General features: G+C 71.6%; 11 protein-coding genes. 3 read left to right on the top strand and 8 right to left on the bottom strand.

What is annotated here, in order from left to right; all coding sequences use genetic code 11:
* Window positions 1-2 precede the first annotated feature (2 nt).
* Window positions 3-881, bottom strand: coding sequence for a DUF4253 domain-containing protein (locus tag CW362_RS31435; protein WP_103552996.1), 879 nt, complete (start codon window positions 879-881; stop codon window positions 3-5).
* 143 nt (window positions 882-1,024) lie between these two features.
* Between CW362_RS31435 and CW362_RS31430 the strand changes: the two genes are divergently transcribed.
* On the top strand, window positions 1,025-5,239 hold the full coding sequence (locus CW362_RS31430; protein ID WP_103552995.1) for a hypothetical protein: 4,215 nt from the start codon (window positions 1,025-1,027) through the stop codon (window positions 5,237-5,239).
* Window positions 5,240-5,283: 44 nt separating this feature from the next.
* On the opposite strand, the gene argS is transcribed toward CW362_RS31430, so the two are convergent.
* A complete protein-coding gene (argS, locus tag CW362_RS31425; protein WP_103553016.1) occupies window positions 5,284-7,053 on the bottom strand; it encodes an arginine--tRNA ligase in 1,770 nt (589 codons plus the stop codon).
* A gap of 167 nt (window positions 7,054-7,220) precedes the next feature.
* Here argS and lysS point away from each other — a divergent pair, with 167 nt between their 5' ends.
* Window positions 7,221-8,963 carry a lysine--tRNA ligase gene (gene lysS, locus CW362_RS31420; RefSeq protein ID WP_103552994.1) on the top strand — a complete coding sequence of 581 codons (1,743 nt, stop codon included), beginning with the start codon at window positions 7,221-7,223 and terminating at the stop codon, window positions 8,961-8,963.
* A gap of 88 nt (window positions 8,964-9,051) precedes the next feature.
* Here lysS and CW362_RS31415 read toward each other — a convergent pair whose 3' ends face one another.
* The 3 genes from CW362_RS31415 to CW362_RS31405 form a co-directional block, all read right to left on the bottom strand.
* Window positions 9,052-10,413 carry a DUF2637 domain-containing protein gene (locus CW362_RS31415; RefSeq protein WP_103553015.1) on the bottom strand — a complete coding sequence of 454 codons (1,362 nt, stop codon included), beginning with the start codon at window positions 10,411-10,413 and terminating at the stop codon, window positions 9,052-9,054.
* Between the two features lie 189 nt (window positions 10,414-10,602).
* Window positions 10,603-11,490 (bottom strand): DUF3558 domain-containing protein, encoded by an 888-nt coding sequence (locus tag CW362_RS31410; protein WP_103552993.1) that lies wholly within the window; start codon window positions 11,488-11,490, stop codon window positions 10,603-10,605.
* A 147-nt stretch (window positions 11,491-11,637) separates the two neighbouring features.
* Complete coding sequence (locus tag CW362_RS31405; protein WP_103552992.1) at window positions 11,638-12,495, bottom strand: hypothetical protein; 858 nt, start codon at window positions 12,493-12,495, stop codon at window positions 11,638-11,640.
* Window positions 12,496-12,697: 202 nt separating this feature from the next.
* Here CW362_RS31405 and CW362_RS31400 point away from each other — a divergent pair, with 202 nt between their 5' ends.
* Complete coding sequence (locus tag CW362_RS31400) at window positions 12,698-13,891, top strand: RtcB family protein (protein ID WP_103552991.1); 1,194 nt, start codon at window positions 12,698-12,700, stop codon at window positions 13,889-13,891.
* A gap of 75 nt (window positions 13,892-13,966) precedes the next feature.
* Here CW362_RS31400 and CW362_RS31395 read toward each other — a convergent pair whose 3' ends face one another.
* The 3 genes from CW362_RS31395 to CW362_RS31385 form a co-directional block, all read right to left on the bottom strand.
* Entirely contained in the window at window positions 13,967-14,158 is a 192-nt protein-coding gene (locus tag CW362_RS31395; protein WP_103552990.1) for a hypothetical protein, read from the bottom strand.
* Window positions 14,155-14,922, bottom strand: coding sequence for an SDR family NAD(P)-dependent oxidoreductase (locus CW362_RS31390; RefSeq protein ID WP_103552989.1), 768 nt, complete (start codon window positions 14,920-14,922; stop codon window positions 14,155-14,157). Before CW362_RS31390 ends, CW362_RS31395 begins: the two co-directional genes overlap by 4 nt.
* A gap of 76 nt (window positions 14,923-14,998) precedes the next feature.
* Window positions 14,999-15,337, bottom strand: coding sequence for a YnfA family protein (locus CW362_RS31385; RefSeq protein WP_103552988.1), 339 nt, complete (start codon window positions 15,335-15,337; stop codon window positions 14,999-15,001).
* Window positions 15,338-15,496: the final 159 nt, after the last annotated feature.

Raw genomic sequence — 15,496 nt, 5'->3', positions numbered from 1 at the left:
GCTCAGTCCCACCAGAAGGACCACACCCGCCCGTTCAGCACCTCGTGCTCGGCGTACTCCCGCAGGGTGTCGTGGTCGCCCTGGGCGATGTTGTCCGGGCAGAACGCGAAGTGCTCCGCCGCGACCGCCTCGGCCTCGGCCGTGGTCGTCGGCGGGGCCGCCACGGACAGCACCAGCCGGTCGAAGGCCAGGGCGATCACGCGTATGCCGAAGCGGTCCTCCCACGAACGGAGCACGGCGCACAGCCGCGCCACGTCGTTCTCGTGGTTCAACGGGCCGGACCAGCCGATCGCCGCCGGGATGTCCGCGCTGCGGCGCGCCGGAACCAGGGCGAGCCGGGGCCGCTTCAGCCAGGAACCGGACCGGGCCAGGGAGTCGGCGATCTCGGCGGCCCGGGCGTTCGGATCAGCGTCGAGCGGGGTGGCGGCGGCCAGGCCCGGCCACAACGGCCCGTACGGCGCGACCATCTCGGCGACGGTCGGCCCCCGCCCGTAGACCTCGTCGGCCTCCTCCTCGCCGGGACGGTCCTCGTCCGCGTCGGGTTCGTAGGCCGCGTGCTCCTCCCAGAACTCCGCCAGCACCTCTTCGGGGTCGTGATCCCCGGCGTACGACATCTCGTCGGGAGCCAACTCCCATCCGCCCAGGTCGTCCTGCGCGTCGTCCAGGTCCAGCAGCACCGGCAGCAGACCCGAGTTCCGCGCGGCGGACAGGGCCGCCCAGTCCCCGGGGGCGGTCCGGTCCTCGGCGCGCCACAGCAGGGGCTCGTGCCACGGGCCGTCGATGGTCGTGTCGACCAGCCCGCCGGGCGGGAGGTCGAGTCCGAGCGCGCGCCCGCTCGGGTCTGCCGTCAGCCGCGGCAGCGGATTGGGAAGGGTCGCCATGCCGGTGACTGTAGGACCCGGCACTGACAGTGCCCCGGGCTCAGTACCCGTTCGCGTCCCCGCGCCTCGTGCCGGGCTGCCGGGACCCGCTGTCGGTGGCGGCCCCTACAGTGGCAGCACGTGAGGGGAACGGGGGAACTGCCTTGCTGGTGTGGCGAGTCGAGGCGGGCGGGTACTGGGGCGGGCTGGACGAGGACCTGGAGTTCGTGTCGTGGCGCAACCCGCGGGGGCGGGTGCTCAAGCAGCTTCCGGCGGCCTTGGAGGGGCACCCGGAGCTCGGGCGGATGCGCAGGCTGCGGCGGTGGATCGAGCAGCATGCGAGCGAGTGCGCCGAACTGGCCCGGCAGTGGGCGGGTGCCGGGATCGAGGTCCCGGCGGAACTGGCGGAGAGCGACCCGGTGTGGAAGGACGCGCTCACCGAAGCCGGTGTCCCGATCGCCGAAGGACCGGCCTCCGATACCGGGGCGGTCGCCCGGATCTACGAGCACGTCGTGACCGGACGCCGGATCGTGCGTGTCATGCCGGAGGAGGTGGCGCCGTACCGGGACAAGGTGATGGCGTACGAGGAGTGGGAGCGGGTCGGCGGCTTCCGCACCGGTGTGCCCGGAACCGGCGAGGACGCCCGCCCGCGTGAACTCCCCTTCCCCGAAAGGGCACTCGCCGCCTTTCCCGGCCAGGAGGACGCCGTCCTGGAGGAGGCCGAGCGGCTGTGGGCGACCGGCCTGTGGAAGAAGGACACCGACCTGTTCTTCAAGGAACTGGAGAGGTCCCGGCCGGAGATGCTCCCGCTGTTCCTGGACGAGGCCGCCCAGCGCTATCTGGCCGGCGGCTACGACCATCACCGGGACGGGGGCGCCGCCTACTTCGGCCGGGCCCGCAAGGCCGAGCGGGAACAGGCCCTGGCGATGGACCAGGACTGGCTCGACGCGCGCTACGCCGTGTTCGCCGAGGCCGGGGCGATCGCCGTGTCCGCACTGCGCGCGCGGGCGAGGGAACTGAGCCGCGGCGGCGCGATCACGCCCGAGCGGGCCGTGGCCTTCCGCACCGTCGTGATCAAGTGGGTCGCCGCCACCGCTGCGGCCGCGCGGGGCGGTCCGTACGCACAACTCGCGCTGGACGTGCGCAACGTGGCCAAGGCCGCCGGGCTGGACCCCGAGGAGGAACTGGCCGAGGTGCTGGGGCAGGCCAGGATGGTGCCGAGGAGGCTGCCGGACGACGGCCTCTTCTGGCCGGACGCGCTCGCGGGCCGGGCCTTCGACGTGCTGTGCGAGCGGGAGCCGGAGTCCGTGCGCGCGGATCTGCTGCGACAGCGGCCGTGCGCCGGTGAGCGGGAGAACCGGCTGTGGCTCGACATGCTGGAGCGCAGTGGCACCCTGGCCCGGCTGTGCGGTGAACTCCCCGGGGTGACGGCCGCGGAAGCCTCGCGCTGGCTGACCGACTGCCTCTACGAGGGGCGGGGCTTCAGGCCGGACCGGGCGTTCTTCGGCATCGCGGCCCGCATCGCACCCAGGCTGGCCGCCGAGCGGGTTCGGGTGGAGATCCGCTACGAGCCCGGCAGGCCCGGCGACCGCATGATCCTGCCGCTCGACCTGATCGACCTCTTCCTGGAGCACGGGGTCCCGCTCCCGGACCCGCCCGAGCGGCTGTTGCCCACCCAGCTGAAGGACCTGACCGTCGCGAACCGCCCCGAGATGCGGCACGTGTGGGCCGACCCGCGCTTCGGGCCCGAAGCACGCGCGCTGCTCCACGACGAGCTGCACAGGACATCCGGCCGCTACAGCGACCACGGCCGCTGGTACGCCTCGCTCAGCACGTGGGAATGGACCGAACCGCACCCCTCGTTCGCCCACGGCGAGGGCCTGGCGGTGCTCCGGGAGTGGTGCGCCCACGAGCGCACCACGCTCCGCTCCGGGATCGGCCTGGCCGATCTGGCCCTGCTCCTGGGTCGGCTCGTGCACGTCGGCGGCACGGTGGACGCCCTGCTCAAGGACGCCGGCGCGGCGGCCGAGCTCGCCGCCGTGGACGTGATCGGGCCGCTGATGTCCGAGCTGCCGGCCCTGCCGGAGGGAACGGGGCGCGCGGACGTGGAGAAGCTGATCGCCGGCCTGCCCGCGGACGCGGTGCGCATACGGCCCGAGTCCGTCGTCATGGACGCGGTGGCCCGGCTGTGGCCCGACATGGAAGTGGTGGCCCCGAGGTGGCCCGACAAACCCCTGGACGCGTGGCAGGTCGGCAACACCCTCCAGACGGCCGTCAACTGCAGGGTCGCGCTGGAGCGTCTGGTCCGGCGGTTCACACCCGAGGGCGCGGTGACGCCGGTGGACACGGCGGCCGTGGTGAGTACGACGGCCACCGAGGCCCCGGAGCCGCCGCGCACCGGGCTCGCCCTGGTCTGCGACCGGCTGATCGAGCTCGCCGGGTCCCGCCCGCCCGCGGGGACGGGGGAAGACGACTCCCGCACTCCGGACATCCCCGTCGGCCGGGGCCCCGACCGCCTGCTGCTCCTGCACGCCTTCACCGCGCGCACCACCCTGGCGCACTCCGTGGCCGCGCATCCCCACAGCGTTCCCGACGGCCGGGACTACGCCGACTACGCCCGGCTTCCGTTCGTCGCGGAGACGGAACGGGCCGGACACTGGCGGATCGTCCGGATCACCAGGACGGACGACTACGTGCGGCTGCCGCACAACGGCCAGACCTTCCGCACCGCCACCTCGGCCGCCGCCGTCATCGACAGCGGCCCCTGGACACGCGACCTGCTGGAGTACGCGCCCGAAGGCGATTTCCCGGAGGACGGGCCGCTGACCGCGGCCGGGATCAGGACCCTCCACACCGAGGTGCTCCGGCCCGTGCGCCCGGCCTCCTGGTACACGCGCCTCGCCGAACTGCTGCGGGAGCACCGGGGGGTGCCCGCCCGGCCGGAGCTGGCCGCCCCCTTCGCCGAGCGGCTCGGCATCCAGCCCCCGGAGGCGGCCTTCCTGCTCGCGGGACAGCTGACCTGCGCCCCGCACCAGGTCAGGCGGCCGATGACCGGAAGGGCCCCCGGAGGACGCCTGCCGGGGCCGGAGTGGGGGCTGGACCCGGCGGAGACGAGGGCGGCCCTGGAAGGCCTGCGGGCCCTGCTCGCCCCCGGCGACCTCGGCACCCTCTACGAGCGGCTGCTGCCCGACGACCCCGACCGGCTCTGGACCGAGGGACCGGACATCGAGCGGGCCGCCGCCTGGTGGCGAGAGCGCTTCGGCGCGCCCCGGCCCGCGCCGGCGGCCCTGCTGCCGCTCGCCCGGAAGGAGTTCCCCCGGCTCAAGGGCGAACTGGCGTATCCCTCCCGCGACGCCCGGGCGGCGGAGCCCTGGCGTCCCCACCTGCGCGTCGCCACCCTCCTGGGGCGGGTGGCGTCCGGCGGCAAGGTGCTCGACGGGATCCGGACGGGCGGAGGGGAGCCGGGGTGGATCGGCGAAACGGGGGACGCGCGTTCGTGTCCCGTGGGCGCCGACCTGCTCGGCCTCGTCCGGGCGGCCGCCTGGACGGCGTACCGCACCCAGGCCGGTGATCCGCTGCGCCCGGCCGTCGGGGCCGCCGTCGCCCGGCTGCGGGCCGCGCTCGACGCCGGCACCGGGCCGCTCACCGTGTTCTCGACCCAGAGCAACCACCTGATGAAGGGGCCCGCCCCGCTCTCCTCCCAGGGCCTGGACACCCACCCGGCCGTGTCCTGGCAGGACGACCCCGTGTACGCCGTCCGGCACATACGCGTCGACCCGGCCGCGCTCACCGGCCCCGACGACCCGGTCCTGGACCGGCTGGACGCCTACTTCGACGCCGTACTGCCCTCCCAGTGGCTTCCGACCCTGTCCGGGCTGCCGGGCCTCGCCGATCTGCGGGCACTGCTCTCGCCGGACCTCGCGGCCCTCGGAGCACACCTCGCCGCCGACGAGGGCCGGGCCGCCGGCTGGGAGCAGGATCCCGCCCGGGGCGTCCCCCACCTCGTCGAGGAGTGCGCGAGCGCGTACGGGCTCGGTACGGACGCCGCCGTCCTGTACCTGACGCTGCTCGCCCTGCCCGACCCGACCGACCGGAACGTCAAGCAGTGGACCGGCTGGAAGCCCGCCCGCTTCAAGGCCGCGCACACCGAACTCGCCGCGTCCGGACGGGTCCTGAGCACCACCCGCGCGCGGGCCGGACGCACCCTGTTCCTGCCCGGCCCCTGGCAGGAGACCAAGGCGCCACGGCTGCCGCTGGAGCGGGCCAAGTTCTCTTCGACGCCGTATGCGCGAGAGCACCGGTCCACGGCGCACACGGCGGTCGTGCCGTGCGCACCGGTACCGGTGCTCTTCGAACGGGCCTGGGCGCAGAGGGCCTGAACCCGCACTTCCCGGGGGCCTGGACCCAGGCCCCCGGCGGGGCGTCAGAGGCGCTCGGGCGTCCTGATGCCCAGCAGGGCCATGCCCTGGTGGAGCGTGCGGGCCGTCAGGTCGCACAGGAACAGGCGGTTCTCCGCGACCTCCTGCTCCGGGGCCGGCTTGATGACCGGGCACTGGTCGTAGAACGCCGTGTACAGCGAGGCCAGTTGGTACAGGTACGCCGCCAGCTTGTGCGGGGCGTACTCGGCGGCGACCTCCTCCAGCGTCTCCCCGAACCGGTCCAGGTGCAGGCCCAGGGCCCGCTCCGCCGGGGCCAGTTCGAGCTCCGGGTGGGCCAGCGGCGTACGGTCCCCGGCCTTGCCGAAGATCGACCGGATACGGGCGTACGCGTACTGGAGGTACACGGACGTGTCACCGTTCAGCGAGACCATCTGGTCCAGGTCGAACTTGTAGTCCCGCACGGCCGAGGTCGACAGGTCCGCGTACTTCACGGCGCCGATGCCGACGAACCGGCCGTTCTCCTCGATCTCCCGCTCGCTCAGGCCCACCTTCTCGGCCTTCTCCCGCACGACGGCCGTCGCCCGGTCGATCGCCTCGTCCAGCAGGTCGACCAGCCGGACCGTCTCGCCCTCACGCGTCTTGAACGGCTTGCCGTCCTTGCCCAGCACCGTGCCGAAGGCGAGCTGGTGGGCCTTGACGTCGTCGTTCAGCCAGCCGGCCCTGCGCGCGGTCTCGAAGACCATCTTGAAGTGCAGGGACTGCCGGGCGTCCACGACGTAGATCAGGCTGTCGGCCTTCAGGTTGAAGACACGGTCACGGATCGCGGACAGGTCGGTGGCCGCGTAGCCGTAGCCGCCGTCCGACTTCCGCACGATCAGCGGCACCGGGTTGCCGTCCGGGCCCTTCACGTCGTCGAAGAACACGCACAGCGCGCCGTCCGAGCGGACCGCCACGCCCGACTCCTCCAGGAGGCGGCACGTCTCGTCCAGCATGTCGTTGTAGCCCGACTCGCCGACCACGTCCGGGTCCCGGATCTCCATGTCCAGCTTGTCGAAGACCGAGTAGAAGTAGATCTTCGACTCGTCCACGAACTTCTGCCACATGGCCAGCGTCTCGGACTCGCCCGCCTGGAGGTCCACCACCCGGCGCCGCGCCCGCGTCTTGAACTCCTCGTCGGAGTCGAAGACGGTCCGCGCCGCCTTGTAGAGCCGGTTCAGGTTCGACATGGCCTCCTCGCCGGAGACCTCGCCGCCCTTGTGGTCCAGCTCGTGCGGGTGCTCGATCAGGTACTGGATGAGCATGCCGAACTGCGTGCCCCAGTCGCCGATGTGGTGCCGGCGCACGACGGACTCGCCCGTGAACTCCAGGATCTGCACCACCGCGTCACCGATCACCGCGGACCGCAGGTGACCGACGTGCATCTCCTTGGCCACGTTCGGCTGCGCGTAGTCGATGACCGTCGTGCCCGGGTTCTTCGCGAGGGGCACCCCGAGGCGCTCACCGTCCGCGTACCGCTCGGCCAGGTTCGACACGATCGCCCGGTCGGTGATCGTGATGTTCAGGAAGCCGGGCCCGGAGACCTCGATGTCCTTGATCACGTCACCCGACTCGACCCGCGCCACGACCTCGGTCGCCAGCTCGCGCGGGTTCGCCTTCGCCTTCTTGGCGAGGGCCAGGATCCCGTTGGCCTGGAAATCGGCCCGGTCGCTTCGGCGCAGCAGCGGGTCCGCGGAGCCGGTCTCGGGCAGAGCTGCCGAGAGGGCGTCCGCGAGGCGCTGATGGACGGAAGCGGTGAGGGACGTGACCGAGGCCATGGAGTGGCTGCCGTTCTGCTCGGGTTCCGGAGAGTGCGCGTACACGGTGAGTACGAGCTCAGTACAGGAAAGCCAGTATCCCACGCGGTGAAAAGCCGTTTTCGCGGTTCGGGGCCGAGCTGGGAGAATGGTCGCGTCAGCCGTACTCGCGTTTGAGGAAGAAGGACGTGCCGATCGTGGCTCAGAGCACCGAGACCACCGACTGGGTCTCCCGTTTCGCGGATGAGGTCATCGAGGAGTCGGAGCGTCGGGCCCCGGGCAAACCGGTCGTCGTGGCGTCCGGCCTCTCCCCGTCCGGCCCGATCCACCTCGGCAACCTCCGCGAGGTCATGACCCCGCACCTCGTCGCCGACGAGATCCGCCGCCGCGGGCACACCGTGCGCCACCTGATCTCCTGGGACGACTACGACCGCTACCGCAAGGTTCCCAACGGCGTGGCGGGCATCGACGGGTCCTGGGCCGAGCACATCGGCAAGCCGCTGACCTCCGTCCCGGCCCCGGCCGGCTCCGCGTACCCGAACTGGGCCGAGCACTTCAAGGCCGCGATGACCGAGGCCCTGGCCGAGCTCGGCGTCGAGTACGACGGCATCAGCCAGACCGAGCAGTACACCGCGGGCACCTACCGCGAGCAGGTCCTGTTCGCGATGAAGCACCGCGGCGACATCGACGCGATCCTGGAGCAGTACCGCACCAAGAAGGCCCCCGCCAAGAAGCAGCAGGGCCAGAAGCCGGTCGACGAGGCCGAGCTGGAGGCCGCCGAGGGATCGGGCGCCGCGGCCGAGGACGACGGCAGCTCCACCTCCGGGTACTACCCGTACAAGCCCTACTGCGGGCAGTGCGAGAAGGACCTGACCACCGTCACCGCCTACGACGACACGACCACCGAGCTGTCGTACACCTGCTCCGCCTGCGGCTTCGCCGAGACCGTCCTGCTCAGCGAGTTCAACCGCGGCAAGCTGGTCTGGAAGGTCGACTGGCCCATGCGCTGGGCCTACGAAGGCGTGATCTTCGAGCCCAGCGGCGTCGACCACTCCTCCCCGGGCTCCTCCTTCCAGGTCGGCGGCCAGATCGTCGGGATCTTCGGCGGCGAGCAGCCCATCGGCCCGATGTACGCCTTCGTCGGCATCTCCGGCATGGCCAAGATGTCCAGCAGCAAGGGCGGGGTCCCCACCGCGTCCGACGCGCTCCAGATCATGGAGCCGCAGCTGCTGCGCTGGCTGTACGCCCGCCGCCGCCCCAACCAGTCCTTCAAGATCGCCTTCGACCAGGAGATCCAGCGGCTCTACGACGAGTGGGACAAGCTCGCCGGCAAGGTCGCCGACGGCTCGGTCCTCCCGGCCGACGCCGCCGCCTACAGCCGCGCGGTCGGCACCGCCGCCGGAGAGCTGCCGCGGACCGCCCGCCCGATGGCGTACCGCACCCTGGCCTCCGTCGCCGACATCACCGCCGGCGCCGAGGACCAGACCCTGCGCATCCTGAGCGAGCTCGACCCCGAGAACCCGCTCGCCTCCCTGGACGAGGTCCGGCCCCGCCTCGACAAGGCCGAGACCTGGATCAACACCCAGGTCCCTGCCGAGGAGCGCACCGTCGTCCGCGACGAGCCCGACGCCGAGCTCCTGAAGTCCCTCGACGACCAGGGCCGCGAGTCGCTGCGCCTGCTCCTCGAGGGACTGGAGGCGAACTGGTCCCTGGACGGCCTCACCCACCTCGTCTACGGCGTTCCCAAGGTCCAGGCGGGCTTCTCCGCCGACGCCACCGCCAAGGAACTCCCCGCCGAGATCAAGGTCGCCCAGCGCACCTTCTTCGCCCTGCTCTACCACCTGCTCGTCGGCCGCGACACCGGGCCGCGCCTGCCCACGCTGCTGCTCGCCGTGGGACAGGACCGGGTGCGCAAGCTGCTCTCGGCGTAGCGGCTCCGGCCGTACGAGGAAGGGGCTCCCGGTGATCACCGGGAGCCCCTTCCTCGTACACGCTGACGCGCTCGCTCGCTGACGTGCCCTAGGCGATGTGGTCCTCCTGGAGTTCCGCCGTGTGGCGGTTGGTGAAGCGCTGGACCATGCGGTCGGCCTCACGCTGCGGGAGCGTGAGGCGGTACGTCGCCTCCACGTCACCCCTGAACTGGCCAGAGGTCGGGTAGCTGCCGTCTATCGACTTCTTGAAGACCATGTAGTAGTCCTCCTCGGTCGGCTCCGTGCTGCCGCCCGAACCCAGCCCACGGGTACGGCCCGGGCCGGACGGGATCGGGAAGGTACCGGTGTCCTCCGGAGAGAGCTCCGGGGCGGGCTCGGGGGCCGACGGCTCCTCGTACTGCTGCCCGAACTGCCGCTGCTCCTCGAACCTCTGCTGCTCCTCGAACCGTTGTTGTTCCTGGAACTGCTGAGTGGCCCAGAACTGCTGTTGTTCCTGAAACAGCTCGGCCTGCTGCTGCTCCGCGAACCACTCCCGGTACGCCGCGTCCGGGTCGTAGTCGCCCTGGTACTCGATGGACTGGGGGTTCCGCGCCTGGAGCCACGGATTCTGCGGCTCGGCGTAGTCCGGCGACCCGGGGCGTTCGCCGCCCTCGGGAACGGGGCGCTGCTCGATGGGCTGGGGTTGAAGGGCCGCCGCGGGCTCGGGGGTGCGACCGCTCGCGGACGCGTCGGCCGGCGCCAGGGCGGGCGCGGGCGAGGGCGCGGGCGCCGGTGGCAGCACCGCCGGCTCGATGCCGGCCGCGGCGAGACCCGCCGGGGCCGTCTCCGCGAGGGGGACGCCGTAGCGGGCCAGGCGCAGCGGCATCAGGGCCTCCACGGGGGCCTTGCGGCGCCAGGCGCGGCCGAAGCGGGAGTGCAGCCGGGCCTGGTAGACGAGACGTTCCTGCTCCAGCTTGATGACGTGCTCGTAGGAGCGCAGCTCCCACAGCTTCATCCGGCGCCACAGCAGGAAGGTGGGGACCGGGGAGAGCAGCCAGCGGGTGAGGCGGACCCCCTCCATGTGCTTGTCGGCCGTGATGTCGGCGATGCGGCCGATCGCGTGCCGGGCCGCCTCGACCGCGACCACGAACAGGACCGGGATGACGGCGTGCATGCCCACGCCCAGCGGGTCCGGCCAGGCCGCCGCGCCGTTGAACGCGATCGTCGCCATCGTCAGCAGCCACGCCGTCTGGCGCAGCATCGGGAACGGGATGCGGATCCAGGTCAGCAGGAGGTCGAGGGCGAGCAGGACGCCGATACCCGCGTCGATACCGATCGGGAAGACGTACGAGAAGTCCCCGAACCCCTTCTTCAGCGCCAGCTCACGGACCGCCGCGTACGAACCGGCGAAGCCGATTCCGGCGATGACGAGCGCACCGGCGACGACCACGCCGATGAGAATCTTGTGCATCCGTGTCAGCTGTATGGGCGCGGCCACCTGTACTCCCCTCTCCTTGCGTGTTGTTGCGCGCAACAGAGTGGCACATGTGTGTGGCGTACGGATGCGCGGTATGGAAGGAGCCCGGTTCCGGAGGGAACCGGGCCCCGTGAACTTGTCTGCCGGGGCCCTGGCCGGGCCCCGCCTCCGGTCGGGACCGGGTCAGCTCTTCTTCGCCGCGGACTGCGACGGAGAGGCACTCTTGGAGCCCGTCTTGGACGTGCCCCCGGAGGCGCTCTTGGACGGCGAGGCCGACGGAGCCTTGGACGAGGCGGCCGGATCCGGCGAGCCGGCGCTCGCCGCGCCACCGTCCCCGTTCGCGGCGGCCACCGCGGCCACCGCCTCCTTCGTGGCCTTCTCGGCCGCCTTCAGCAGCGTGGCCGCGTCCGGGGTCTTCTCGCCCGCGAGACCGGCGCCGTTGTAGTCGACCGTCACGACCACGTTCTCGACGCGCGCCACGATCGTCTGCTGCTTGAAGGAGCCTTCCTTCTTCTTCAGGCCGTACCGCACGGCCGTCGCCTCGTCGCCCGTGCCGGCGACCGGCGCCGACTTGCTGTCCAGCGCGCCCTCCACCGTCTGCGCGGCCGAGACCTGCTTCTGGAAGTAGTCGTGGGCCTGCTCGTCGCCCGTGCCGCGCGCGTCCGAGTCGAAACGCAGCAGTGCCACGTTCAGCCAGCGGAACTGAGAGCCCTTCACCCCGTTGTTGTCGAGGCTGCTCCAGTTGCAGTTGCCGCGCTGCTTCGGCTCGTCCAGTTTGCCGGGCTTGCCCTTGTCGGAGCCCTTCGGGATGAGTTCGTCCAGCGCCTTCTTCGACAGCACCGAGCACGCCTTGGGCAGGGTCGTGTACGCGGCGGGCTGGACGGCGGGGGTCGAGGCGCTCTCGGACACCGTCGGCCCCGGGGCCGCGCTCTCGTTCTTCTGCGCGTCGTCACCGGAGCCGGAGTCCGAGGAACAGCCCGCGGCGACGAGCATCACCGGGACGGCGGCCGCGCTGACAAGGATGCGGGTGAGTCGCTGTGCTCGGCCTGCTCGCTGTACTGGTCGGTGCATGGTTCCTTCACTCGTGGCGCTCGTGGTACGGCCGCACATGGAGCGTGCGGCCGGTCGGGTCCGAGGGGCCACGGTACGCGGTGGGGCGCCAGGGCGGTTCCCGTTCGGGGGGTTTGCGCCGGGGTGCCCCCAGCGGCCGCGGGGCCGCTAGTCGTTGAGCCGGGAGGCCAGCTTCTGGGCCAGTTTCTGCGCCCTGTCCTGCATTTCCTCGCTGTCCGGGGTGTTCCCGGAGGCCGTCGGCTGCTCGGAGTATTCGATCGTCACGATCACGTTGGACGTGCGGAACACCACAGTCACCGTGCGCTGCTGAGCCGTCGACGAGCCGGTGCTCAGCTTGTCGTCGAGGAACGCCTCGTCGCCCAGATCGTCGAGTACGCGCGGCTGGAGATCGGCCGGGGGCTGCGAGGGGGAGGCGGTGGCGGTGGGGGCCGAAGGGGCGCCGGACGCGTTGCCGTTGCCGTCGGCCGGGCCGCTCGGGCTGCCGCTCGGACTACCGCTCGGGCTCGGGGTGGCGTCGCCGGACGCGGACGCCGACTCGGACCCGGACGCGGCGGGCTCCGGGAGGTCGGCCGTCGTCTGCTTGGCGGCGTAGAGCTCCTCGGCCTTGCTCTCGTCGCTCACCGTGTTGTCGTACGAGACCACGCGCTCGAAATCGACGAAGAGGTGATCGGTGGCGGCCGTGGACGCCACCTTCCAGTCGCAGCCGTCACGCCGGTCCGTGTCGTACGTGAGCGTGGCCTCGCCCGCGTACGCCTTCTCCTGCTGCGTCTCGTCGGTCAGCTCCTGGATGCCGGGCAGCAGCACGTCGAGCGTGTCGTGATCGGCCGCGCCGCACGCCTCCGGGAGGGTGCGGTACTTGCCCGGCTGGGCCACCGGGGCCGTCGTGCCCGTGTCGCCGCCCTTGGAGTCCGGAGCGGAACCGCCCACACCCGAACTGCCCGTGCAGCCCGTCAGCAACGCCGCGAGGAGCACGGCGGCGGCAGATACGTACGCCTTCCGCTGCACGGTCAGGCTCCTCTCGACGGTTCCCGGCGGCGCTCCGGCCCGGGTGTCCTGTGGTTATTGGGTTGCCGCACGGGGGCGAACCCTGGAGACAATGTGTATCGCACGCACAGCCGTGGACGCCGGTCCGTTGTCCTATACGTCGACCTAGGCGCCGGTTTTGCGATTTGAGACTTCTGATGTGTTTCTGTGGATAGAGGACGATATGTCGTACGTAGAGATGCCGGGGGCGCAGGTCCCCATCCGCATGTGGACCGACCCCGCTTCGGTCGAGGACGTCGCGCTCCGGCAGCTCCAGAACGTGGCGACCCTTCCCTGGATCAAGGGCCTCGCCGTCATGCCGGACGTCCACTACGGCAAGGGCGCGACGGTCGGCTCGGTCATCGCGATGCGGGACGCGGTGTGCCCGGCGGCGGTGGGTGTCGACATCGGCTGCGGCATGTCCGCGGTGAAGACCTCCCTCACCGCCAACGACCTGCCGGGCGACCTCTCGCGGCTCCGCTCGAAGATCGAGGAGGCGATCCCGGTGGGGCGCGGGATGCACGACTCCCCGGTCACCCCGGACCGCTTCCACGGCCTGGCCACCGCCGGGTGGGACGACTTCTGGGGGCGGTTCGACGGGGTTGCGGAGGCGGTGAAGTTCCGGGAGGAGCGGGCCGTGAAGCAGATGGGGACGCTTGGCGGCGGCAACCACTTCGTTGAAGTTTGTATCGATTCGACCGGTTCCGTCTGGCTGATGCTGCACTCCGGCTCGCGGAACATCGGCAAGGAGCTGGCCGAGCACCACATCGGTGTCGCGCAGAAGCTCCCGCACAACCAGGGTCTGGTCGACCGGGACCTCGCCGTCTTCGTCGCGGACACGCCCCAGATGGCGGCGTACCGCAACGACCTGTTCTGGGCCCAGGAGTACGCGAAGAACAACCGCGCGCTCATGATGGCGCTCCTGAAGGACGTGGTCCGCAAGGAGTTCAAGAAGGCGAAGCCGACCTTCGAGCCGGAGATCAGCTGCCACCACAACTACGTGGCGGAGGAGCGGTACGAGGGAATGGACCTGCTCGTCACGCGCAAGGGCGCCATCCGTGCGGGTTCCGGAGAGTTCGGCATCATCCCGGGCTCGATGGGGACCGGGTCGTACATCGTGAAGGGCCTCGGCAACGAGAAGGCCTTCAACTCGGCCTCGCACGGCGCGGGTCGGCGCATGAGCCGCAACGCGGCGAAGCGCCGCTTCTCGACGAAGGACCTGGAGGACCAGACGCAGGGCGTGGAGTGCCGCAAGGACTCCGGCGTCGTGGACGAGATCCCGGGCGCGTACAAGCCGATCGAGCAGGTCATCGAGCAGCAGCGCGACCTCGTGGAGGTCGTGGCGAAGCTGAAGCAGGTCGTCTGTGTGAAGGGCTGAGGCCCGCGACACCGGGTCGTTCGCCGTCCGACTGCCTTGAGGGCCCGAGCCGTTCGCGGCTCGGGCCCTTCGCTTTCACTTCGTGGACATGACCGCGTAGATCATGACGAAGGCCACGATGTGGATGCCGAAGAGGAAGTACGCCAGGTAGTACCAGACGTAGCGTTCGCGCTTCTTCTCCAGGGCCAGGCGGGCCTGTTCGTCGGCCGGGGGCGGTGGTTGGGGCGCCCGGTCCGGCCGGCTCGAGGGTGACGGGTCCGTGGTCACAGTTCTCGGTGGACCTTCGTGTTCGACGCCTGGGCGCGCGGGCGGACCACGAGGAGGTCGATGTTCACGTGGCTGGGGCGCGTGACCGCCCACGTGATCGTCTCGGCGACGTCGTCCGCGGTGAGGGGCTGGGCGACGCCCGCGTAGACCTTGGCCGCCTTCTCGCTGTCGCCGCCGAAGCGGGTGAGGGCGAACTCCTCGGTCTTGACCATGCCGGGGGCCACCTCGATCACGCGGACCGGCGTGCCGACGATCTCCAGGCGCAGCGTCTCCGCGAGCACGTGCTCGGCGTGCTTGGCGGCCACGTAGCCGCCGCCGCCCTCGTACGTGCCGTGGCCCGCCGTGGAGGACAGGACGACGACCGTGCCGTCGCCGCTGGCGGTGAGCGCCGGGAGGAGGGCCTGGGTGACGTTCAGGGTGCCGATGACGTTCGTCTCGTACATCTGGCGCCACTGGGCCGGGTCGCCGGTCGCGACCGGGTCGGCGCCGAGCGCACCGCCCGCGTTGTTGACCAGCACGCCGATGGTCTTGAACGCCGTCGCGAACTCGTCGACGGCGGTGCGGTCCGTGACGTCCAGGGCGTACGCGGTCGCCTGGCCGCCCGCCGCGGTGATCTCCTCCGCCAGCGCCTCGATGCGGTCCTTGCGGCGGGCCGTGAGGACGACGCGGTAGCCCTCGGCCGCGAGCTGCCGGGCCGTCGCGGCGCCGATTCCGCTGCTTGCACCGGTGATGACGGCGATACGGGACGCGGCGGCGGGGGTCATACGGCTGCTCCTTGGTGGTGTCCGGTGTCTGTAGGTGTCTGGTGCCCGGGGTGTCTGCGGCCAGGATAGGCGGGGGTCAATTGCCGCCTCTCGGGGCGTACATGATCACGGCGGCTCCGGCCAGGCAGATCAGGGCGCCGGTGACGTCCCAGCGGTCGGGGCGGTAGCCGTCGGCGACGACGCCCCAGGCGAGGGAGCCGGCCACGAAGACGCCGCCGTACGCGGCGAGGACGCGGCCGAACTCGGCGTCCGGCTGGAGCGTGGCCACGAAGCCGTACAGGCCGAGTGCCATGACTCCGGCGCCTGCCCAGAGCCAGCCGCGGTGCTCGCGGACGCCCTGCCAGACGAGCCAGGCGCCGCCGATCTCCAGGAGTGCGGCGAGGACGAAGAGGAGCACGGAGCGGGCGATCGGCATGGGGTCACTCTGTCAGGGCGCGACGCGGGGGAACGCGGGTTCGGTGCCGGTGCCGGTGCCGGTGCGTCGTGGGGCGGGGCCGTGCCGGTGCATCAGCCCGTCGCCGTTGGACAAAGATGTGGGCGTCGGTGGCGACGGGCATCGATGTACCGGCACGGC

Source organism: Streptomyces populi, assembly GCF_002911015.1.
GTDB lineage: Bacteria > Actinomycetota > Actinomycetes > Streptomycetales > Streptomycetaceae > Streptomyces > Streptomyces populi.
The sequence above is the reverse complement of the archived record's forward strand: the minus strand, read 5'-3'. Positions and strand labels throughout refer to the sequence as shown.

Excerpts from the sequence above, each read along its gene's own strand:
- CW362_RS31415 (WP_103553015.1), bottom strand. The coding sequence starts at position 10,413 with ATGCACAAGATTCTCATCGGCGTGGTCGTCGCCGGTGCGCTCGTCATC.
- CW362_RS31400 (WP_103552991.1), top strand. The coding sequence starts at position 12,698 with ATGTCGTACGTAGAGATGCCGGGGGCGCAGGTCCCCATCCGCATGTGG.
- CW362_RS31410 (WP_103552993.1), bottom strand. The coding sequence starts at position 11,490 with ATGCACCGACCAGTACAGCGAGCAGGCCGAGCACAGCGACTCACCCGC.
- CW362_RS31435 (WP_103552996.1), bottom strand. The coding sequence starts at position 881 with ATGGCGACCCTTCCCAATCCGCTGCCGCGGCTGACGGCAGACCCGAGC.
- CW362_RS31385 (WP_103552988.1), bottom strand. The coding sequence starts at position 15,337 with ATGCCGATCGCCCGCTCCGTGCTCCTCTTCGTCCTCGCCGCACTCCTG.
- argS (WP_103553016.1), bottom strand. The coding sequence starts at position 7,053 with ATGGCCTCGGTCACGTCCCTCACCGCTTCCGTCCATCAGCGCCTCGCG.
- CW362_RS31390 (WP_103552989.1), bottom strand. The coding sequence starts at position 14,922 with ATGACCCCCGCCGCCGCGTCCCGTATCGCCGTCATCACCGGTGCAAGC.